A 20,745-nucleotide genomic window follows, 5' to 3' on the forward strand; every position below is an offset into this window, starting at 1 on the left:
AAATTTTAGGCTTCCGCGCGCGGAAGTACAACTTCTAGGCGTAAGCCTCCTAGTAACGAGGTGTCGAGTTTGAGGTCGCCGCCGTAGGCGCGGGCGAGTTCGTGAAGGATGGAAAGACCCAGCCCCGATCCTGGCGCGCTCTCATCCAGCCGCGCGCCGCGGCGCAGCACCGCCTCGCGGCCCTCCTCCGGCAGACCCGGACCGTCGTCCTCGATCGTCAGCCGAAGGCGTTCCTCGCCGGTGGGCTCCGCGCGGACGCGCACGCGGGCGCGGCCCCATTTGCAGGCGTTCTCCATGGCGTTGCCCGCGATTTCCAGCAGGTCCTGCCGTTCACCGAGGAAGTAGAGATCGTCGGCGGCGTCCCAGTCGATCTCCATGCCCTTGTCCCGAAAGATGCGTTCGAGCGTGCGGGCCAGTTCGTCGAGAATCTCGGCGACGGAGGTGCGCTCGCCCTGCCCCTGGGCCCGGGCCGCGGCGCGGGCGCGGCGCAGGTGATGGTCGACCTGTTGGCGCATGGTCTCGGCCTGGCGGCTGACCACTTCTGCGAGCGGCCCCGGACGTTGGCCGGCCTCGGTCAGCATCACCGAGATCGGCGTCTTCAAGGCATGCGCCAGGTTGCCGACGTGAGTACGCTGACGCTCCACGACCTCTTGGTTATGGGCGACGAGGGCGTTCAGCTCCTCGGCAAGGGGGATGAGCTCCACAGGATAGGCGTGTGCGAGCCGCTCGGCCTTGCCGCGACGCACCGAGGCCACCTCGCGCCGCAATTCGAACAGCGGCCTCAAGCCCACCCGCACCTGCACGACGATCGCCGCGATCAGCCCGCCGCCCAGCAGTAGAAAGGCCACCGCGGTCGCCACGACGAAGCCGCGCACGTCGCGGTCCACCGCCGTTCGGTCCTCGGCGGCCAGGAAGATCACCGGCGTGGGTCGTCCGGGGAGCCAGTTCTGCTGGGCCCGGGCGCGCAACGGCTCGTTGAGCGGACCGCGGGTGTCGTAGGCCACCGACTTGCCCGGCGCGGCCTTGAAGTGCGCCACAAGGTCCGGCGGGGTCTTCAGCACGGCGTCGAACAGCGAATAGGACCGCACAATAGGCCGCACCTGACCGTCCGCCGTCGGCTCGGCGATCTCCCAGTAGCGGCCGGAATAGGCCGCCAGCGCGCGCTCGTCGGTGAGCGGCGGGGCGAAGACATCCTGCGTGGTGGCGTCGACCGTGGAATAGCGGACCAGGTTGTCGATCAGCTCGTGCAGCCCCTGGTCGACCCGCCGGATGGCGGCCTGCTGGAACAGGAAGGCCAGGACCACCGCGACGATCACCAGCGCCGCCAGGCTCCAGCCCAAGGCGAGCAGCACCAGCCGACGCGCGAGCGAGGGCCGCCGCAGGGCGTCGAGACGGGCGCGGAGACTACGGAGCCGCAGCCTCGCCCCCGTCGCTGGATTCGTCGTCCGGACAGGTCAGTCGGTAGCCGAGGCCGCGGACCGTCTCGATGCGCTCGGCGCCGATCTTCTTGCGCACCCGGCCGATGAACACTTCGATGGTGTTGGAGTCGCGATCGAAGTCCTGGTCGTAAAGGTGCTCGACCAGCTCGGTGCGGCTGATCACCCGGCCCTGGTGCATCATCAGGTAGTGCAGCAGCCGATACTCCAGCGACGTCAGCCGCAGCGGTTCGCCGTTGACGCTGGCGCGGGCGGCGCGGGGATCCAGCCTCAGGCCGCCGCAGGAGAGGTTGGGCGCCGCATGGCCGGCCGAACGGCGCAGCAGCGCCCGCAGCCGCGCCAGCAGCTCCTCGGTGTGGAACGGCTTGGTGAGATAGTCGTCAGCCCCGGCGTCGAAGCCGGCGACCTTTTCGCTCCAGGCCGCGCGCGCGGTGAGGATCAGCACCGGCGTCGACATGTTTTCACGCCGCCAGCGCTCCAGCACGGAAACGCCGTCGACCTTCGGCAGGCCGAGATCGAGGATGATGGCGTCATAGGGCTCGGTCTCGCCCAGGTGCTGGGCTTCCTCGCCGTCGGGGGCATGGTCGACGGCATAGCCCGCGTCGGCCAGCGCCAGCTTCAGCTGGCGGGACAGGTCCGGATCGTCTTCGACAAGCAGGATGCGCAACTGCTGGCGTCCCTTTCAGGTTTGAGCTCAGCCGCCTTGGCGGCTGAGAATCTGGCCGCTTTCGGCGTCCACGATGAAGATCACGACGCGGCCGTCCGGCAGCTGCCACTGGACGATATAGGCTGACCGTCCGCCGGCCTGGCCCATGGTGGTGTTCAGGTGCCGGCCCGGCTGACGCCCCTTGATCGAGGCTATAACGCTCGACAGCGAGACCTGGCGCCCGGAGGCGGGGGCCGGCGGACCCGTATCCTGCGCCGTCGCGGCGAGCGGCGCGGCCGTCGCGGCGAACAGGGTGATGATCACGAGCAGGCGTTTCATGCGGCCACACCTAGTCGCCCGGGACTGAACCAGGCCTGAATGCCGGGTTATGAAACGGCTCAGCTGTTCTGTCATCTGCCCTCCCTCGACGGCGACGGTCCTGTTCGAACGGACGCCGCAGAGGCTTCACGCTGCAGCTGGGCTATTTCCGGCGTCTCGGCGCATAGGGCCGCGCCTGCCGCCAGGTTTCGGCGAAGGCCGCCAGCTCCGGATCGACCGTCTCCGGCAGCACCACCGTCAGCCGCGCGAAGAGGTCGCCTCGCCGGCCTTGCGCGTCCGACAGCCCCCGGCCCTTCAGCCGGAGGCGGGAGCCCGTGTTCGCGCCTTTCGGGACGGTGAGGGTCACCGGTCCGTCGGGCGTTGGCGCTTCCACCTTGCCGCCCAGGACGGCGTCATAGACCGTCACCGGCACGTCCATGACCAGCACCTCGCCCTCCTGACGGAAGATCGGGTGCGGCAGGATGGTGAGTTCGATGAAGGCGTCGCCCGGTCCGGCCCGGCCGGGATGACCCTGGCCCTTCAGGCGTAGCGTCTGACCTTCCTGTGCGCCCTTGGGGATGCTGACGTCGATGGTGCGACCATCGGAGAAGGCGATCCGCTTCTTGCCGCCCCGGATGGCGTCCTCGAGGTCGATCTCGAGCCGGGCGCGCACGTCGGCGCCGCGTTGAGAGAAACCGCCGAAGCCGCCGCCTGCGCCGCCACGGCCGGCGCGGCCGCCGCCGCCGAACATTTCGCCCAGGATGTCGCCCAGGTCGGCGCCCTCGAAGGTCTCGTTCTGGAAGGGCCCTGAACCGCCACGCCGCGTGGAGCCGCCGCCCGGAGCGCCGCCCCACGGGCCTTGGCCGCCGGCGAAACCCCGCGCGGTCTCGCGTCCGTCGACGTCGATCTCGCCCGCGTCGAACTTCTTGCGCTTGTCGGGGTCGCCGACGATGTCGAAGGCGGCGGTTACCCGCTTGAACCGCTCTTCGGATTCCTTGTTGTTCGGATTGGTGTCCGGATGATTCTGCTTGGCGAGCTTGTGGAACGCCTTTCGGATCTCCGCCGCGCTTGCCGTGCGGGAGACGCCCAGTTCCTGATAGGGGTCGCGCGCCAAAATCCTCAGCCCTTCACAAACGTTCTTGCAGACTTCGCCTTGTAGATTGGTCCGGCGTCACATGCACGCAAGGTCGTCTGTGGCAAAATTACAACATCCCGAATGGCCGCGAATGGGGCGCCCAGAGGAGCCCAAAGCGCAAAGACGCCTCGTCAGCCGCGCCCGCGTTCCGAGATAAGGTCGTAGGCGGTGAAGTCGAGCGCATCCTCGGGATCGGCGAGCGCGGCCTCGCTCACCGTCTGGCCGCGCACCGAAACGCCGGCGCGGTGGGGGCTTTCCGGATCGCCGGTGATCAGCGGGTGCCAGGGCGCCAGATCGCGGCCTTCATGCAGGCGGCGGTAGGCGCAGCTCTTCGGCATCCACTCCAGGGCCTCGATGTTGTGCGGCGTGAGCTTGATGCAGTCGGGCACGTGCCGATGCCGCTCGGCGTAGTCGCTGCAGCGGCAGGCCTGGGCGTCGAACAGCTTGCAGTGCACCCGGGTCGGGATGACGTCGCCCGTCTCCTCGTCCTCGAAACGGACCAGGCAACACAGGCCGCAGCCGTCGCACAGGCTCTCCCATTCCCGAGCCGTCATCTGCTCAAGAGTCTTTCTGCGCCAGAAGGGTTCGCCCGCCATTCCGAGCATCTAGACCCGCCGGGCGCGGACCCCAAGGGGGCATGCAGGAATGTGATCATTGGCGCGGCCTTTGCGCGGGGCTCGCAAGCGGCTATCTGAGACCGCCCATGAGAGCCCCCATCCTCGCCTTGAAGGCCGTTCGGCTCGCCGACGGTCCGAAAATGATGTTCGACGGCGTCGACCTCGGGCTCGAGCCCCGGGTGCGCGCCTGCCTGGTCGGCCGCAACGGCGCCGGCAAGTCGACCCTGCTGCGCATCATCGCCGGCGAGATCCAGTCTGACGAAGGCGAGCGCACGATCACGCCGGGCACTCGCATCAGCTTCGTGCGTCAGGAACCGGAGATCGTCGGCGCGACCCTGCTCGACTTCGCCACCGCCGGCGGCGCCGCGCCGCACGAGGCGGAGGCGGCGCTCGAGACCTTCGGCCTCGATCCGGCCAAGCCGGCGCAGGGCCTGTCCGGCGGCGAGACCCGGCGGGCGGCGCTGGCGCGGGGCTTCGCCGAAGATCCCGACATCCTGCTGCTGGACGAGCCCACCAACCACCTGGACATCCTGGCCATCGAGGTCCTGGAGGCCGAGCTCGCCGCCTCGCGCGCCGCCGCCCTCATCGTCAGCCACGACCGCGCCTTCTTGGAGCGGGTCACGCGTCGGTGCTTCTGGGTGGAGCATCGCCAGGTGCGCCGCCTCGACGAGGGCTTCGCCGGCTTCGACGCCTGGGCCGAGAAGATCGAGGCGCAGGAGGCCGAGGAATCTCGCCGGCTCGACAAAGAGCTCGAGCGCGAACAGCACTGGATGCTGCGCGGCGTGACCGCCCGGCGGGCGCGCAACGAAGGCCGCCGCCGGCGCCTGATCGCGCTGCGCGAAGCCAAATCCGAACGGCTGAAGGACGCTCGCGGCCAGCTCAACATGGGCATCGCCAGCTCCGGCGTCTCCGGCCAGCGGGTCGCCGCGGCCAAGGGTGTCTCAAAGGCCTTCGGCGAGCGGATCATTTTCAACAACTTCTCGACCCGCATCCTGCGTGGCGACCGCATCGCCATCGTCGGGCCGAATGGCGCGGGCAAGACCACGCTGGTGAAGATCCTGCTCGGCGAGCTGGCGCCCGACTCCGGCGAGGTGAAGCTCGGGACCAATCTGGAGGTCGCCTACATCGACCAGGCGCGGGCGGCGGTGTCCGGCGACGCGACCTTGAAGGAGATTCTCACGCCCAACGGCGGCGATCAGGTCCTGGTGCGCGGCCAGCCGAAGCACGTCGCCGGCTACGCCAAGGACTTCATGTTCCGCGACAGCCAGCTGCGCCAGCCGGTGCGGACCCTGTCCGGCGGCGAGCGCAATCGGCTGTTGCTGGCGCGCGCCCTGGCGAGCCCCGCCAACGTCATGGTGCTCGACGAGCCGACCAACGACCTCGACATAGACACCCTCGACCTCCTCGAGGATCTGCTGGCGGACTATGACGGCACCTTGATCCTCGTCAGCCACGACCGGGACTTCATCGACCGCCTGGCCACCTCGACCATCGGCCTGGACGGACGCGGCCGGGTCGTCGAAACGCCGGGGGGCTGGAAGGACTTCCTGACTCAGAACCCGGGATTCTTCGCCCCGCCGGTGATCAAGACGGCCGTCAAGCCGCAGGCCGCGCCTGCAGCGGCCAAGCCGGCGCCGCCCCGTCCCGGCAAGCTCTCCTACAAGGATCAGCGCCGGCTCGCCGAGCTGGAGACCCTGACCGCGGAGCTGCCGGGCAAGATCACCGCCCTGGAGGCCGGCCTCGCCGATCCTCAGCTCTACACGCGCGACCCGGCCGGCTTCGAACGGCTCAGCCGCGCGCTGGAGATGGCGCGCATCCAGCTCGGCGCAGCTGAAGAGGAGTGGCTGACGCTTGAGGAACAGCGCGAGGCGGTGGAAGGCGGTCGCTGAGCTCTCCTGTGGAGAACGACAACCGATTGTCATTTCAGGAAATTTTACGACCTATCCACGGGCGGTCTACAGTTCGCTCACAGACTGTTGCACCGTCGGCCTGCGGCGGGCGCTTGCCGGATAAAATGTCCGGGCGCAACCTCAAGACGTCACAAGGAACGGCAGCGCAGGCGCCCCCGGGAAACCGGGAAACCTAGCGGACCAGCTCTCGGAAGCGGAACCAGGGCGACCCGGAACCCCTCCGAGACCCGGATGCGACGGACGCCAGCGGGGCGACCCGCGAACGAAAGTCTCGGCCTGACTGAGGGACGCAGATCTCCCAACGGATCTGGATGAGAGGGCGACGCATCGGGCGACCGGAGCGCCGCCCTCTTGCTATGGGGCTTCACGCGACGCCGGCATCACCTTATTGGCGCCAAGGCGCGGCCGCCCTACCCTCGGCCGCCGTTCCCGGGGGAAGCTCTTCAATGACAGCCTTTCGTCCGATCATCGTCGCCTTGGCGGTGCTGCTGGCGGCCTGTTCGCCCGGCAAGAAGGAGGCCGCCTCCCAAGGCGCCGGCGCCGAGACGACCGTGATCCGTTTCGCCACCGACTGGCGCGCCCAAGCCGAACAGGGCGGCTTCTATCAGGCGCTCGCCAACGGCGAGTACAAGAAGCGCGGTCTCGACGTCCGGATCATCCAGGGCGGGCCAGGCGTAAACGTGCCCCAGTTGCTCGCCGCCGGCGCGGTCGAGATGGGCATGGGCTCCAACAGCTTCATCGCGCTGAACCTGGCGCAGCAAGGCGTGCCGGTGAAGGCGGTGGCGGCCTACTTCCAGAAGGATCCGCAGGTGCTGATGGCCCATCCGGACCAGGGCATCAAATCCATCGCCGATCTGAAGGGACATCCGATCCTGCTGTCGGACGCCTCCGTCGGCGCCTTCTGGCCCTGGCTCAAGGCGAAGTATGGGTTCAGCGACGACCAGATCCGCAAATACACCTTCAACTCCGCGCCCTTCCTCGCCGACAAGCGCGTGGCCGAGGAAGGCTATCTGACGAGCGAACCCTACACGCTGGAAAAACAGGCCGGCATGAAGCCGGTCGTCTTCCTGCTCGCCGACAACGGCTACCCTGGCTACGCCAACATGGCGCTGGCGCCGGACAGCCTGATCGACAAGAATCCCGCGGCAGTGAAGGCCTTCGTCGAAGCCAGCGCAAAGGGCTGGCATGACTACCTCTATGGCGACCCCCGGCCCGGCGACGCCCTGATCCGCAAAGACAACCCCGAGATGACCCAGGACGTGCTCGATCAGGCCCGCGAGAAGATGAAGACCTACGGGATCGTCGATTCCGGCGAGGCGAAGGCGGCGGGGATCGGCGTCATGACCGAGGCGCGCTGGAAGGAATTCTTCGACATCGCCACGGGCACCGGCGTCTATCCGAAAACCCTCGACTACAAGCGCGCCTACACCCTGCAGTTCCTGGGGAAATGAGCGTCGCCGCGCTGAATGAGGTCGAGGTCGACTACCGCGGCCGTGGACGGGCGCTTGGCCCCTTCAGCCTGACGCTGTCGCCAGGCGAGATCGTGGCCCTGGTCGGGCCCTCGGGCTGCGGCAAGTCCACGGCGATGCGCCTGCTTGCGGGTCTGGAAGCGCCGACCCGCGGCGAAGTCGTCCGCACGCCCGGACGCGGCGAGACTGCGGTCGTCTTCCAGGCCCCGACGCTCGCGCCCTGGCTGAGCGCACGCGCCAACGCGGCCCTGCCGCTGGAACTGGCCAACGTCCGGCGCGAAGAGGCCGCGCAGCGCGCAGACGCGGCGCTGGCGCGGGTCGGTCTAGCCGGATCTGAGGCCGCGCGGCCGGCCCAGCTTTCGGGCGGCATGGCGATGCGGGTGTCCCTGGCTCGAGCCCTCGTCACCGAGCCCCGCCTGCTGCTGCTCGACGAGCCCTTTGCCGCCCTCGACGAGATCACCCGCCGGGCGCTGGCCGATGATGTCCTGAAGCTGTGGGCCGCGTCGCAGCCGGCGATCGTCTTCGTCACCCACAATGTCGAGGAGGCGGTCTATATGGCCTCGCGCGTGGTGGTGATGACCCCGGGTCCCGGGCGAACCGCTGGCGAGGTCGAGGTCACCGGCCCAACGCCCCGGCCGCCCGGATTCCGCACCACCGCCGGCTTCCGCGCCACCGCCGAGCGGGTCTCCGACCTGCTCGCCAAGGCCGGCGCGCCATGAGCCGCTTGATCGACAGGGCCGCGCCCCTGGCGCTCGCCGTGCTGCTGCTCGGATCGTGGGAAATCGCCTGCCGCGCTCTGCATGTGCCGGCCTATTTCCTGCCGCCGCCGTCCCGGGTTGGAATGGCGATGGCGGCGGATCTCCCGACCCTGGCGCAGGCCGCCGGGCGGACGCTGGCCGTGGCGCTCGCCGCCCTGGTGATCGCAAGCCTTACAGCCCAGCTGCTGGCCGTGGTGATCAGCCTCCATCCCCTGCTGGAGCGGGCGGTGCGCCCCCTCGCCTCGGTGATCCAGGTGACGCCCGTAGTGGCGATCGCGCCGCTGGTGCTGATCTGGGCCGGGATCGACCACCCGGAGCGGGCGATCGTCGCGCTGGCCGTGCTGGTCGCCTTCTTTCCGATCTTCTCGGGCGCCGTCACTGGCCTGCGCGCCGCCGACCCCGACCTGGAGCGGCTGTTCGACCTCTACGGCGCAAGCCGCTGGCGGCGCGTGACGCGGCTGCGCCTGCCCTCGGCGGTCCCCTTCCTGCTGGAGGGCCACAAGGTCGGCGCGGGGCTGGCGATCATCGGCGCCGTGGTGGCCGAGTTCGGCGCCGGCTCCGGCGGGGTCCGCGGTCTCGCCTGGCAGATTCTCGACGCCGGCAACAAGCTGCAGACAGACCGAATGATCGCCGCCCTGGCGATCCTGGGCGTGATGGGGGTCGCCTTCCACGCGGTGCTGGAGGCGGTGGAGCGGGTCGGCCTGCGCTGGTGGCGCGGGCGCTAGGGGGCGTCAGCTAACCCGCCCGACGCGCTTTGACCTCAAGCTCTCAGACGGCGCCGGGCGCGTGAAGCGGCGCGATCCGCAGGCGGTCGAGCGCGTCGGAGGCGATGACGGTCAGGCTCCGCAGGCCTTCGTCCGCAAAGACATCGCAAGCCGCCTCCAGGGCCACGATGGCGGCCACGCGCTGGCCGCGGTCGCGACCGGTCAGATCGATGCGAGCTTCGTAGAGCCGGGCCAGATGCAGTTGGGCCACCGCCCAGCCGACCGGGTCGCGCCGAGCCTGCAAGGTCGAGAGTTCGATCTTCATCGCCGCCTCGGCGACGTCGAGCACCGCTAGGTCGCCGGTCACTTCGGCCGAGCGCGCCAGGCAGACGGCCCGCGCGCTGGCGGCGAGGCCGCGCAGGGGCATGGCGGGGATCCCTTTGAGGACTAGGTTCGCCCGATCGTAGCAGGTGACCGCCTGTTCGAACGCATGGCCGTCGGCGCAGGCTTCGCCCAGCACCTGGAGCGTTTCGGCCAGCGCCAACTGGGTGCGCGCCCAGTCGAGCGGGCTGTGGTCGCGGGGAAGTTGTTCGAGCGCTTCGGCGAGCACCGCTGCCGCGCGGGCGACAGCCTCGACGTCGCCGGTGAGTTCGCCCCAGAGCGTCAGCGCCTGGCCGCGCATCACCTCGGCGCGCGCCCAGGTCAACGGCTCGTAGGCGGGATTCAGCCGGGCCGCCGCCGCCGTGGCGTCGTCGATCGCGCCTTTGACGAACCGCTCGTCCTTGAGGCGTGCGCCGGACGCGCAAAGGAATTCGGCGCGTAACAGGCGCGCCTCCGCCGCCAGGGTCCGGGCGGCCGGCGTGCGGCGGCTCAGCGTCTCCAGCGCGGCGATCGGCGCTGTGAACCGCGCCGCGAGCGTGCGCGTCTCTTCGGTGGTGGCGCGGCTGAGAACTTCACGCGCCGCGACCGTCGCAAGCCCGATGTCGGCCTGGGCCGCGGCCACGCCGCCACGGGCGCTCGCACGGGATTCGCGGAAGGCGACTTCGGCGGCGGCGTTGAGGCCAAGGTCGCCGAACAGCTCGGCGCCCGCCAGCGCACAAAAGGCCTGTTCGCAACGGGCTCGCGCCCAGAGATCCGGCCGGCGTCCCGGCTCGACGCCTGCGGTCGCGGCCTCGGCGGTGGCCGCGGCCTTGCGCAGATGGACGACATCGCCCGTCCGCCGGGCCGCTTCGCGCCAGACGAACGCCGCCTCGATACGCCGCTCAGGCTTGTCCTTGGCTCCGATGCGGCCGGCGGCGATATCGGCCGCCTTGCCTTCAGCGACCAGCAGGTTCGCGTCGAGCAGTTCGAGCAGGGCGCCGTCGCCGCCAGTCAGGCCCTCGCCCGAACCGAATGCCGGCTCTGCGCCGAACAGACGCTTCAGTTCCCGACCCAGTTCGAACATTGCGCGGCTCCGATCCCGCAGGCGTCCCGCGATGAGACGGTCTGCATGGGCTATCCAGAGCCATAGCAAAGCCGGAGCCGATGCCTTTAACAATCCCTTAACTTCTTGCGCATGGTTAACAGAGCGTCACCATCCACAATAAAGCACGGGATTCAGGCGCGTTCCGGCGCGTGAATTTGCACAGGCATACGCCCTTGTCGGGCGGTCTCGCGGCGGCGCGCCGCCTGCTCCGTCTGGATCGGACCTAGGCGCGCTCCTTGGAGCGCTCGAGCGTCACCTTCGGGAAGCGCTCGCTGACGTAGCCCAGCTCCCAGCTCGACTTCGCCAGGAAGACAGGCTGGTCGTCGATGTCGACAGCCATGGCCATGCGGTGCTTGCTCTGGAAATCCTCGATGTCCGCGCGCTCGCCTGAGAGCCAGCGGGCTTCGGCGTAGGGGCTCGCTTCGAAGATGACTTCGAGCTGGTATTCGTTGGCCAGCCGGTCGGCCATGACCTCGAACTGCAGCTGTCCCACGGCGCCGACGATGAAGTCGGCGCCCATCACCGGCCGGAACAGCTGAGTGACGCCCTCCTCGGCAAGGCCTTCCAACGCCTTTTTCAGGTGCTTGGCCTTGAGCGGATCCTTGACGCGCACCCGTTGCAGGATTTCGGGGGCGAAGTTCGGCAGGCCGGCGAACCGCAGCGCCCCGCTCTCCGACAAACTGTCGCCCACTCGCAGCACGCCGTGGTTGGGAATGCCGATGACGTCGCCGGCGAACGCCTCTTCGGCGAGCTCCCGATCGGAGGCGAAGAACATGATCGGCGCGTTGACCGACAGCTGCCGCCCGGTGTTCTGCACCTTCAACTTCATGCCGCGATTGAAGCGCCCCGAGGTCAGCCGCAGGAAGGCGACGCGGTCCCGATGGTTCGGGTCCATGTTCGCCTGGATCTTGAAGACGAAGCCGGAGACCTCGCGATCGCCCGGCGCGACGTGGGTCGGCTCGCCGCCTCTGACCGCGGGCACGGCCTTCGGCGGCGGCGCATAGGCGCCCAGGCCTTCCAGCAACTGGTCGACGCCGAAATGGCGCAAGGCCGAGCCAAAGAAGACCGGCGTCATATGTCCTTCGAGAAAGGCCTGCGGGTCGAACGGCTTGGCCGCCTCCTGCACAAGCATGGAGCCCTCCTCGAGCTCGCCCTGCTCCTCGTCGTCCAGGTAGCTGACGACGGCGTTGCCGCGGAAGGCGACCGGTTCGGGATGGCCCTCGTTGTCGGCGGAGCTCTTCTTGGCGAAGGGGATGAACTGGTCGCGGCGCAGATCGAGCATGCCGCGAAAACGATTGCCGGAGCCTGCGGGCCAGTAAAGCGGCGCCGGGTCGAGCGCGAGCTTGGAGGCGATCTCGTCCAACAGGGCGAACGGGTCCTGCGCCTCGCGGTCCATCTTGTTGATGAAGGTGACGATCGGGATGTCACGCAGACGGCAGACCTCGAACAGCTTCAGCGTCTGCGGCTCGATGCCCTTGGCGGCGTCCAGCACCATGACCGCCGCGTCCGCCGCGGTGAGCGTCCGGTAGGTGTCTTCCGAGAAGTCCTCGTGCCCCGGCGTGTCCAGCAGGTTGAACATCAGCCCGTCGTGGTCGAACGTCATGACGCTGGCCGACACCGAGATCCCGCGCTCGCGCTCGATCTTCATCCAGTCCGAACGGGTGCGCCGGTTCTCGCCGCGCGCGCGCACCTGACCCGCCGCGCGGATCGCTCCGCCAGCCAGCAGCAGGTTCTCGGTCAGGGTCGTCTTACCGGCGTCAGGGTGCGAGATGATCGCGAAAGTGCGCCGACGGGCGGCTTCCGCCGCGGGAGAATTGCTCATGCGCGGCAGGTAGCGCGCGGGGGCCGCATAATCAAATGGGCGCGGGTCTTGGCCGCCCTATTGGTCGTGGGCGCCCGCCAGGCGCCGCGGCGAGGCTTCCGCCTGCAGCTGCTCCATCGTGCATCGCCGCGGATCCTTGTCCGGCCGCCAGCGCACGCGCTTGGTCCCATGCCGGAACCGGTCGCCGGTGACATGGTCGTAGCGGACCTCGACCACCAGCTCAGGCCGCAGCGGCGTCCACTGGCTCGAGCGTTCCGTCGACCAGCGGCTCGGCCCGCCCGGCGCTGCGCCGGTGAAGCCGTCGCCGCCCGCCAGCGCCTCCAGCTTGCGAGTGAGTTCGGCGCGCTCGGCGTTGGAGATGGTCGAGGTGAAGCCGACATGGTTCAGCCGCCCCGCCGCGTCGTAGAGGCCCAGCAACAACGAGCCCACCTCGCGGCCGCTCTGGTCGTAGCGGAAACCGCCGACCACACAGTCGGCGGTTCGCATCCGCTTGATCTTGAGCATGGCGCGCTCGCCGGGCGCATAAGGCCCGTCGAGACGCTTGGCGACCACGCCGTCCACCGCCGCACCGACCTCGGACAGCCAGGCCGAGGCCTCCTCGCGGTCTTCCGTTCCCGGCGACAACCGCACGCCCGCGGGCTTTCCGAGGCGGACGTAGAGCGCCTCCAGTTCGGCGCGCCGGCGGGCGAACGGGGCTTCGACCAGCGACCGACCTTGGGCGTCCAGCAGGCAGTCGAACAGGACGAAACAAGCCGGATGTTCGGCCGCCAGCTTGCGGACGCGGCTCTCGGCGGGGTGCAGCCGAAGCTGCAGGGCGTCGAACGACAGGTCTCCCTTCACCGCGATGGTCAGTTCGCCGTCGACGACGAAACGGTCGACGGGCAGCGCCTTGAGCACGGCCACGACGTCGGGGAAATAGCGCGCGAGCGGCTTGCCGGACTTGGCGTTCAGCGCGACCTCGTCGCCCGCTCGGAAGGCGAGGCAGCGAAAGCCGTCCCATTTCGGCTCGAACCGCCAGCCGGGCTCTTGGGGGATCTCGTCCACCAGCTTGGCTTCCATGGCGGAAAGGTCGAGCGGGACCGGCAGGTCGGCGAGGCGCATGGGCTGCGAATTCGCAGATCCGCCAACCGTTCCCCGCAGGCGCGGTTCGCGCCGTGGCTCAGGCCTCGACCGGCTCGGTGAGGAAATGGCGGCCCAGCCGGTCCTCGATCTCAACCACCCAGATGTCCGGGTCGACGCGGACGGCGCGCTCGATGTAGCGGTCGAGATCGGGCTCCTGGTCGGATTTCGCCGGCTGCATCCAGACCTGGTCGCCGTCCATTCGCGTGGCTTCCGCGTAGAGCCGCGCCGTGCCGTCGCTCCGGTTGACGACCTTCACCAGCACCGCGCCCGCGCGCGCATCGCCCTTGCGAGCGACGATCGGAAAGGCTCCGCCCAGCTCCGCCCGGCGGATCAAGGCGCTAACCCAGAGGTCTGTGTGGAGCAGCATGGCACCGGAACATGCGCCTGACCTGCCCGTACTGTCACCTGCCGACGCCGGCGGACCGTGTCTCCGCGCTAACCGAACGGCAAGAAGCCCAAGCCTAGGTTGTGTCCAAGGCCGTCGACGGTCTGCAGAAAGACGACGCATGACGAGCACGCGCAAAGCGCGGCCGGCGTCTCGGTGGATGGGGTTGTTGGGTGCGATCTTGGCGTCGACGCCAGGCTGTGCAGAGGCGCAGATCCTCGACCTGCTCTACGAGCGCACGGTGATGACCATAGCCGACGGGCGATGCCGCCTGTTCACGCCCGACGTGTCGGCGGCGCTGTCTGCGGCCCAGGTCCAGGCGCGCGGCGCCGCGCGGCGCGCCGGCGCCGGCGTGGACGCCTTGAGATCCGTCGAGGCCAGGGCCCGAGCCAAGGCGGCGGGAACGGACTGCGCCTCGCAGGATCTCGCGGTCGCGGCCGGACGTGTGCGCGACGCCTTCGCCGGTTACGCGCGCATGCAGCGGATCGACTATCCGGGCGAGCAGGCCGCTTGGCGCGCCGATCGCACAGGCGTTGGCGCAATCCGCTGGCGGCTCGCCCAAGACGCCCGCTTCGGTCCGGACCGGATGATCTTCGGGCTGGCCGGACGTCAGGCGCCTGGGGTGTTGATCGCCGTCGCCCAATTCGTCGATGGCGAGACGCCCTACAGCGCGCGGCTTCTGATGCGCGACAGCGCCCGAAGCGATGGCCCCTACCTCGACGGCCCCGGCGCGTCGCGCCAGGCCCTGCCGCTCGATCGCCGCCTGCCGCCGCGGAGCGGGCTTCGCAGCTACGCCGCCGAAGCCCGCAGCACGGCTGGATCCGACCTTCGGCCGAAGGACGCGCGAACCGGCTGGGCTTTCCGCTTCCCGGCCCAGGCCGCCGCCGAGCTGGCGAGCCTGGACCCGCGCGAAGCCGTGGCGATCGAATTCCTCTTCCCCGGCGATGTCGTGCGCCGCGCCCATGTGGAGGTCGGCGACTTCGCCGCCGGCCGCGCCTTCCTCAGTCTCGCAAGCCGCTGAGGGACGCCGAGCGCCCGTCAGGCCTGGGCGGCGAGGGGCTTGGCCTGGGGCGCGACGTCTGCGTCGCTGAGCACCGGCATGCGGACGATCACCGTCGCCCCGTCGCCCAGCACGCTCTCGATGCACATCTCGCCGCCGTGCAGCTGGGCGAAGGCGCGCACGAGCGACAGCCCAAGTCCTGAGCCGGCCGCCTTCTGGCTGGGATCGCCGGCCTGCTCGAAGGGCCGCCCGAGTCGCTCCAGGTCATCCGGCGCGATACCGACGCCGGTGTCCGCCACCACCAGCTCCAGCGTGTCGCCCGCCGCCTGCAGTGTGAGCGTCACGGATCCGCCGCGCGGGGTGAACTTCAGCGCATTGGACAGGAGGTTGATCGCGATCTGCTTGACCGCCCGACGATCGGCGTTGGCCGGCATCGACTCCGGCGGAAGGACGCCGCGCAGGCTGACCCCTGCACGGTCCGCCTGGCCGCGCATCAACCGCAGGGCCGCCGCGATCGCTTCCCGCGCGTCGAAGACTTCCCGGGCCAGTTCGAAGCGGTCCGCCTCGATCTTCGACATGTCCAGCACATCGTTGATCAGTTCCAGCAGGTGCGCGCCGGATTCGTGGATCAGGTCAGCGTATTCCGCGTAGCGGTCCGAGATCGGACCGAACAGCCGCTGCCGCATGATGTCCGAGAAGCCCATGATCGCATTAAGCGGCGTACGCAGCTCATGGCTCATGTTGGCGAGGAACCGGCTCTTGCCGGCGTTCTGCTGGTCGGCCGAGACGCGTGCGGCTTCGAGTTCGACTTCACGCGCCCGCTGCGCTCGACCGTCCCGTACGGCGCCGACGATACGGATGGTGCTCATCCGCCGTAGCGACAGCTCCCACCAGCCCTCCGCGTCGTGCGCCGGGCGAAAGGCGATCGCTGACGAGCCTTCGCTCACCGCCCGCTGCAGGGCCTCTTCGACCTTCGGCCGGTCGTCGGCCTGCACAAAGTCGCCAAAGTTGCGATCGATCAGGTCGCGCGTGCGCCACCCGGGTGGGGGTTGTCCGAAGGCTTCAAGGATCCGTCCGCCGGGATAGAGGTCCAGCAGCATCTGCGGTTGGTTGTCGAGGACTTCGAGCAGTCCGGTCTCGATGCCGTCGCGCATGCGCCGCTCACGGGTCGCTTCGGCGTGCAGGACGACCATTGCGACGCCCAGGGCGAGCGTTATGCCGCACAGCGCCGCCAGGCTCAGCCAGACCGCAGCGGCGGCCGGCGCCGTCGGCAACGGCAGTAGCGCGGAACTCAGCGCCGTAACGGCGGCGGTCGCGAGCGCCCCCGCCGCGCCCAGAGGAAGCAGGTCAGGCCTCCGGAACGCCGCGGCGGCGGCCAGGGGCGCCAGACACCAGGCGGCGAGAGGCCCTGAAGCCCCGCCCGTCATCAGCACGGCGGCGATGGCCGCCAGGGTCCAGACGAGCAGGGAGGCGGTGCGGGCCCGCTCGCCCGCGGCGGCCAGCAGGGCGCCAGCGAGGCCCGCGACCACGCCGACGGCCAGGGGCGCGAGGTCCGGCCCGATCATCAGCCGATCTGCGGCGACCAACCCTGCGCCGGTCGCGGCGACGCCGGCCGCCCACACCAGATGCCAGCCGACCGCAAACCCCGCACCAACGATGCGTCGCCTGGACTTCAACGGCGGCCGCCGTGAGCGGCGGATGGCGTTCAAGGCTTTTGCACCCGCTTCTGATCCTCCATCGAAGCAGCCTAGCGCCGGAGGTGAGTCCGGTTAAGGCCGCTCGCCTCCGACGCGACTCAAACCTTCACCACGCGACAGAGGAAACCAAATCGTAAGCGCATCCGGGCAAGCTGCACTCCCCAAAATGGACGCCTCGCGCATCAATATGCTTCCAGCTGTCCGCCAAGATGACGCACCCGAGGTCCCGAACAGATCCTTCCTGCGCGTCGTCAGTCATGAGCTGCGCACCCCGCTGAATTCTATACTGGGCTTCTCCGAAATCCTCGCCTCGGAGCTCTATGGACCGCTGGGGACGGACCAGTACCGTCAATACGCCGAGATCATACGCAGCAGCGGGGAAAAGCTGCTGAAACTTGTCAACCAGGTGGTCGAAATCGCCCGTCTGCAGACCGGTGACGTCGAGTTCGACATTCAGATCGAACCCCTGGCGCCGATTTTCGAGACCCTCGGCGACGGGCTGCACGCCACGCTCGCCGCACGTCGCCTCCGGTTCCAGGTGGCGCCATGCGGCGACCTGGCCGCGCGGGTCGACGGCCGGTCCCTGCGCTGCGTGCTCGCGAACCTCTTGGAGAACGCCGTGGCCTTCTCGCCGGACGGCGGCGCCATCACGGTGAGCGCGAAGTCAAGCGACAGTCAGTTGGAGATCGTCGTCGCCAACGAAGGCGGCGGGGTCGATCCGGAAGACCTGCCCCGCCTCCTGCGCCCCTTCGAGCAGGGCGAGAACGCGTTGACGCGCCAGGGCGAGGGCGCGGGGCTGGGCTTGGCGATCTGCGACCTCACCTGTCAGGCGATGGGTGGCCGGCTGCAATTGGTTTCGGCCCGTGGCGAAGGTTTCGCCGCCCATATCGTGCTGCCGACGGGGTAAGGCCGTTGCGGAGCGCGACTGCCGCCCTTAAGTCGCGAGCGCCATGAGCGCCATCGAAGACACCCTGGAAGATCTCGCCGCCGAATTCGATGTCCTCGGCGATTGGGAGGAGCGCTACCGGTACGTCATCGACCTCGGTCGCGAACTCGCGCCCCTCACCGATTCCGAGCGCAGCGACGCCAACAAGGTCCGCGGCTGCGCCAGCCAGGTCTGGCTGGTTACGGAGCCCGACCCGAACGGAAGCCTCGCCTTCCGCGGCGATTCCGACGCCCACATCGTGCGCGGCCTGATCGCGGTTCTGCTGCGGCTCTATTCCGGTCGCCGGCCAGAGCAAATTCTCGCCTTCGACGCCAAGGCGGCGTTTGAGAAGCTCGGATTGGCCGGCGCCCTGTCGGCGCAACGGTCGAACGGTCTCGCGTCGATGGTCACCCGCATCCGTCGCGATGCGGAGTACGCCGCGGCCTGACGGTCCTTAGGCAGCGCGGATACCCGTCGTCGCCGACTGGCTCATTCCCACGAGGGCGTCGAAACCCAGGATCATGTCGACGTCGCGGCCGTTGGTGGCGAGGGGCAGTCGAAGCCAGAGGATCGACATGTGCGAGGCGCCGCGCCAGGCGAGGTTATGCGCGCCCACCGAAGGACGCCGCTCCTCGACGACCTGCGCCAGTTCGGAGCGCCAGTACTCGGTCGCTGAGCCCGAATAGATTTCGCCGAACCGGCGTCCGGTGATCTCGCGCCCGTAGACCCCGTAAAGCCCGGTCCCGGCCAGACGCATGCGAAAATCGAGGGGATCCGACAGCACGTCGATCAGGCTGACGGTCGGCAGATGGCGCTTGAACCGGCCGGGATCGATGTCTCGACGTCCAGGCAGCCGTCCGGCCGCCCGCAACGAGGCCCAATAGGCGAACAGTTCTTCGTGCGCTCGGGCCGCCGCGGCGGGGGCCCCGATCTGCGCCGCCATCTTCAGATTCCTTAACAACTGCTTGGAATCATAACGATTCGTTTATCGCCCAAAGCGCGAATCGGCGGCAAGCTAAAATTGTGGCGAAGACGTGATTTCATCCACGCCCGACATTCTTCAGGCAAAGAAAAACGCCCGCCGGGCCGGCGGGCGTTGTCTTGTTTCAGTCGTACAGGAAGCGCTTAGCGCTTCTTGCGCGGAGCCTGACGGCCGCCTTGGCCCAGCCCCATCTGCTTGGCCAGGTCCGAACGCGCCTTGGCGTAGTTCGGGGCGACCATGGGATAGTCCTTCGGCAGGCCCCACTTCGCCCGGTACTCTTCCGGGCTCATGTTGTACTTGGTGCGCAGGTGCCGCTTCAGCGACTTGAACTTGCGTCCGTCCTCGAGGCAGATCAGATAGTCCGGAGTGATTGAGCGACGAACCGGCACCGCAGGTTCTTTCGGCGCGACTTCCGGCGCTTCCTGGCCAGCCGACACGCCGGCGAGGGCGCGATGGACGCTTTGGATCAGGCCGGGCAGATCCGCCGCCGCAACCGAATTGTTACCCACATAGGCGGAGACAATATCCGCCGTCATCTCGATGACTTCCGACTTCTCGTCCATTCTTGTCATTCCATTGGATCTGCGAACGATAGGCCGCAGATGCGATTCACATCATCAGTAGCGCGTCCTAACGGGAACTGAGGTCAAGCACAAGCACAAGGATGATTATTGTGGCCGAATTTACCTGAGCCGTCCTCACAATAAAACGAGATCACGCGCCGAAGCTGACATCCAATGCACCTTGCACCAACAACGATAGCTGATGCGCCTAAGCGACTGGCGGATGTGTCGGAAGCTGAGAGGCGTGCTGGTATCCCGAAGATCATTTGACATAGCTTCGCAAATCCGCGCCTCCGCTTCTCGACACAGGCGTCGGAGATGCCGCCTCCTTCACCCTCAAGTCCATGAAGACGCTGTCGCCGTGGCTGGGCAAGGAGCGCCCGCAATTGGCTGACAACCCCGCGGCGAGGTCGAGAGGAATACTAAGTAGAATGAGGCAGGTTGAGTTCACGGATCTGACCGGGCTGGTCGGCTAGGAGGTCGGCGTCTCGGACTGGGTGGAGATCACCCAGGAGCGCGTGAATAGGTTCGCCGAGGCGACCGGCGACTTTCAGTGGATCCATGTGGACGTCGAACGCGCCGACCGCGAGATGGGCGGAACCATCGCTCATGGGCACCTGACCCTCTCGTTGATTCCGTTGCTCAACGACACTCTGATGGAGGTCGTGGGGACCAGCCGCGCCTTGAATTACGGCTCCGACAAGATCCGCTTCATCAACATGGTGAAGGTCGGCAAGCGGATTCGGATGCGCACCACACTGCTGAGCGCTGATCCCAAGGGTGGCGGCCTGCAGGTCAGGGCCGAGTGCGCCATAGAGATCGAAGGCGAAGCCAAGCCCGTCTGTATCGCCGAGACCCTCACGATCTACTTCGGCGCCTGATCGGCCGTCGATCGATCGCAAAGCAACTCCAGGCCCCGCTCCGAGAGGCGCAGGCACATTCTCTTGATCAGTTCGGCGTTGCGGCCTCCTCGGCCGAAGCCGCTCGAGCGCCTGTCACCGGCTCGCTCGCGGCTATGGTCACCGGCGCGGCCGGATTGTCCACGAGGTCGATCGTCTCACGGATATACTTGGCGTGGGTGACGATGCCGATCTCCAGGCGCTCGTTGTTGAGCTCAACCTGCTGAGTCAGCAGGCCTGCGATGAACTCCGCGTCCCGCGGCGGCTGCGTGGCGTCGCCCGGCGTGCGCCTGCCGCCATTATGCATGAACACCGGTCCGCCCGAGTTGCCGGGAAACACCGAGAAGTCGAGCAGGAAGGTGGGGAAGATCTTCGCGGGCGCCACAGGATAGGAGGCGATCCGGCCTGAGCGCAGGATCGGGAAACCCGCTTGGTTGGCCGCCAGGCCCCGTGGGAAGCCCAGGGCCATCAGTTCGTCGCCCGCCTCCACCTGATATTGGGTGAAGGTGTCGTCCGAGGCGAGATAATCCTTCGGAATCGCAGCCTTGGCGAATTCCGGCGGAGCCGAAATGACGATCGCGGCGACGTCGCGCGACGGATGATGGGTCCAGAGCTCCTGCCCGCCCGGGTCGCGAATGTGCAACGGCTGAGGCGTATAGCTCCAGCTGCCGTTGGGGTTCGCCACACGATAGCCGATGCGGGCCACCTGTCCCGGCATCATCCGGAACACATGGTTGGCGGTGACCAGCACCGTCCGCGGCCGCCCGTCAGGCGCCGTATCAGAGATCAGAAACCCCGTGCCGACCGTGCGCGTGCCATTGCCGAGCGGCTGCTCCAGCTGAACGGTCGCGTGCATCAGCTCGACGGAGAGATCCACGTTCATTGGGAACCC

21 protein-coding genes are annotated in these 20,745 nt (G+C 68.4%); 8 read left to right on the forward strand and 13 right to left on the reverse strand.

Features of this window, described 5'->3' with window-relative positions:
• Nucleotides 1-5: 5 nt before the first annotated feature.
• From ACSQ2B_RS13130 to ACSQ2B_RS13150, 5 genes are all read right to left on the reverse strand, one after another.
• Nucleotides 6-1,352 carry an ATP-binding protein gene (locus tag ACSQ2B_RS13130; RefSeq protein ID WP_436050420.1) on the reverse strand — a complete coding sequence of 449 codons (1,347 nt, stop codon included), beginning with the start codon at nucleotides 1,350-1,352 and terminating at the stop codon, nucleotides 6-8.
• A 52-nt stretch (nucleotides 1,353-1,404) separates the two neighbouring features.
• Nucleotides 1,405-2,103, reverse strand: a complete 699-nt coding sequence (locus tag ACSQ2B_RS13135) for a response regulator transcription factor (RefSeq protein ID WP_436050421.1) — start codon at nucleotides 2,101-2,103, stop codon at nucleotides 1,405-1,407.
• Between the two features lie 27 nt (nucleotides 2,104-2,130).
• On the reverse strand, nucleotides 2,131-2,421 hold the full coding sequence (locus ACSQ2B_RS13140; protein ID WP_436050422.1) for a PepSY domain-containing protein: 291 nt from the start codon (nucleotides 2,419-2,421) through the stop codon (nucleotides 2,131-2,133).
• Between the two features lie 142 nt (nucleotides 2,422-2,563).
• Nucleotides 2,564-3,514 (reverse strand): DnaJ C-terminal domain-containing protein, encoded by a 951-nt coding sequence (locus tag ACSQ2B_RS13145; protein ID WP_436050424.1) that lies wholly within the window; start codon nucleotides 3,512-3,514, stop codon nucleotides 2,564-2,566.
• Nucleotides 3,515-3,666: 152 nt separating this feature from the next.
• Entirely contained in the window at nucleotides 3,667-4,131 is a 465-nt protein-coding gene (locus ACSQ2B_RS13150) for a YcgN family cysteine cluster protein (protein ID WP_436050425.1), read from the reverse strand.
• Nucleotides 4,132-4,226: 95 nt separating this feature from the next.
• Here ACSQ2B_RS13150 and ACSQ2B_RS13155 point away from each other — a divergent pair, with 95 nt between their 5' ends.
• The 4 genes from ACSQ2B_RS13155 to ACSQ2B_RS13170 all read left to right on the forward strand — a co-directional run bounded on the left by ACSQ2B_RS13155 (nucleotide 4,227) and on the right by ACSQ2B_RS13170 (nucleotide 9,014).
• The gene (locus tag ACSQ2B_RS13155; RefSeq protein ID WP_436051028.1) at nucleotides 4,227-6,041 is read left to right on the forward strand and encodes an ABC-F family ATP-binding cassette domain-containing protein; all 1,815 of its coding nucleotides are present in this window, start codon (nucleotides 4,227-4,229) and stop codon (nucleotides 6,039-6,041) included.
• A gap of 467 nt (nucleotides 6,042-6,508) precedes the next feature.
• Nucleotides 6,509-7,513 carry an ABC transporter substrate-binding protein gene (locus ACSQ2B_RS13160; RefSeq protein ID WP_436050427.1) on the forward strand — a complete coding sequence of 335 codons (1,005 nt, stop codon included), beginning with the start codon at nucleotides 6,509-6,511 and terminating at the stop codon, nucleotides 7,511-7,513.
• Nucleotides 7,510-8,250 (forward strand): ABC transporter ATP-binding protein, encoded by a 741-nt coding sequence (locus tag ACSQ2B_RS13165; protein ID WP_436050429.1) that lies wholly within the window; start codon nucleotides 7,510-7,512, stop codon nucleotides 8,248-8,250. The genes ACSQ2B_RS13160 and ACSQ2B_RS13165 overlap by 4 nt, the downstream gene beginning before the upstream one ends.
• Complete coding sequence (locus tag ACSQ2B_RS13170) at nucleotides 8,247-9,014, forward strand: ABC transporter permease (protein WP_436050431.1); 768 nt, start codon at nucleotides 8,247-8,249, stop codon at nucleotides 9,012-9,014. Before ACSQ2B_RS13165 ends, ACSQ2B_RS13170 begins: the two co-directional genes overlap by 4 nt.
• Nucleotides 9,015-9,057: 43 nt before the next feature.
• On the opposite strand, the gene ACSQ2B_RS13175 is transcribed toward ACSQ2B_RS13170, so the two are convergent.
• From ACSQ2B_RS13175 to ACSQ2B_RS13190, 4 genes are all read right to left on the reverse strand, one after another.
• Nucleotides 9,058-10,437 (reverse strand): hypothetical protein, encoded by a 1,380-nt coding sequence (locus tag ACSQ2B_RS13175; protein ID WP_436050433.1) that lies wholly within the window; start codon nucleotides 10,435-10,437, stop codon nucleotides 9,058-9,060.
• A 244-nt stretch (nucleotides 10,438-10,681) separates the two neighbouring features.
• Nucleotides 10,682-12,280, reverse strand: a complete 1,599-nt coding sequence (locus tag ACSQ2B_RS13180; protein ID WP_436050434.1) for a peptide chain release factor 3 — start codon at nucleotides 12,278-12,280, stop codon at nucleotides 10,682-10,684.
• Nucleotides 12,281-12,337: 57 nt separating this feature from the next.
• A complete protein-coding gene (locus ACSQ2B_RS13185) occupies nucleotides 12,338-13,381 on the reverse strand; it encodes an ATP-dependent DNA ligase (RefSeq protein ID WP_436050436.1) in 1,044 nt (347 codons plus the stop codon).
• 58 nt (nucleotides 13,382-13,439) lie between these two features.
• The gene (locus tag ACSQ2B_RS13190; protein WP_436050438.1) at nucleotides 13,440-13,769 is read right to left on the reverse strand and encodes a DUF1491 family protein; all 330 of its coding nucleotides are present in this window, start codon (nucleotides 13,767-13,769) and stop codon (nucleotides 13,440-13,442) included.
• 178 nt (nucleotides 13,770-13,947) lie between these two features.
• Between ACSQ2B_RS13190 and ACSQ2B_RS13195 the strand changes: the two genes are divergently transcribed.
• Entirely contained in the window at nucleotides 13,948-14,808 is an 861-nt protein-coding gene (locus ACSQ2B_RS13195; RefSeq protein ID WP_436050440.1) for a hypothetical protein, read from the forward strand.
• A gap of 17 nt (nucleotides 14,809-14,825) precedes the next feature.
• Here ACSQ2B_RS13195 and ACSQ2B_RS13200 read toward each other — a convergent pair whose 3' ends face one another.
• Entirely contained in the window at nucleotides 14,826-16,463 is a 1,638-nt protein-coding gene (locus ACSQ2B_RS13200; RefSeq protein ID WP_436050442.1) for a PAS domain-containing sensor histidine kinase, read from the reverse strand.
• 208 nt (nucleotides 16,464-16,671) lie between these two features.
• On the opposite strand from ACSQ2B_RS13200, the gene ACSQ2B_RS13205 reads away from it, so the two are divergent.
• Together ACSQ2B_RS13205 and ACSQ2B_RS13210 are read left to right on the forward strand one after the other, a co-directional pair.
• Nucleotides 16,672-17,391 carry a sensor histidine kinase gene (locus tag ACSQ2B_RS13205; protein ID WP_436050444.1) on the forward strand — a complete coding sequence of 240 codons (720 nt, stop codon included), beginning with the start codon at nucleotides 16,672-16,674 and terminating at the stop codon, nucleotides 17,389-17,391.
• A gap of 43 nt (nucleotides 17,392-17,434) precedes the next feature.
• Entirely contained in the window at nucleotides 17,435-17,857 is a 423-nt protein-coding gene (locus tag ACSQ2B_RS13210) for a SufE family protein (protein WP_436050446.1), read from the forward strand.
• 6 nt (nucleotides 17,858-17,863) lie between these two features.
• On the opposite strand, the gene mopJ is transcribed toward ACSQ2B_RS13210, so the two are convergent.
• Together mopJ and ACSQ2B_RS13220 are read right to left on the reverse strand one after the other, a co-directional pair.
• Entirely contained in the window at nucleotides 17,864-18,352 is a 489-nt protein-coding gene (gene mopJ / locus ACSQ2B_RS13215) for a motility/cell cycle regulatory protein MopJ (RefSeq protein WP_436050447.1), read from the reverse strand.
• Between the two features lie 182 nt (nucleotides 18,353-18,534).
• Nucleotides 18,535-18,954 (reverse strand): MucR family transcriptional regulator, encoded by a 420-nt coding sequence (locus tag ACSQ2B_RS13220; protein WP_436050449.1) that lies wholly within the window; start codon nucleotides 18,952-18,954, stop codon nucleotides 18,535-18,537.
• A gap of 497 nt (nucleotides 18,955-19,451) precedes the next feature.
• On the opposite strand from ACSQ2B_RS13220, the gene ACSQ2B_RS13225 reads away from it, so the two are divergent.
• Complete coding sequence (locus ACSQ2B_RS13225; RefSeq protein ID WP_436050450.1) at nucleotides 19,452-19,835, forward strand: MaoC family dehydratase; 384 nt, start codon at nucleotides 19,452-19,454, stop codon at nucleotides 19,833-19,835.
• 67 nt (nucleotides 19,836-19,902) lie between these two features.
• Here the strand turns inward: ACSQ2B_RS13225 and ACSQ2B_RS13230 are convergent, their stop codons facing one another.
• Nucleotides 19,903-20,736 carry a trypsin-like serine peptidase gene (locus tag ACSQ2B_RS13230; protein ID WP_436050452.1) on the reverse strand — a complete coding sequence of 278 codons (834 nt, stop codon included), beginning with the start codon at nucleotides 20,734-20,736 and terminating at the stop codon, nucleotides 19,903-19,905.
• Between the last annotated feature and the right edge of the window lie 9 nt (nucleotides 20,737-20,745).

This window comes from Phenylobacterium sp. LjRoot225 (genome assembly GCF_964252855.1).
Lineage (GTDB): Bacteria > Pseudomonadota > Alphaproteobacteria > Caulobacterales > Caulobacteraceae > Phenylobacterium.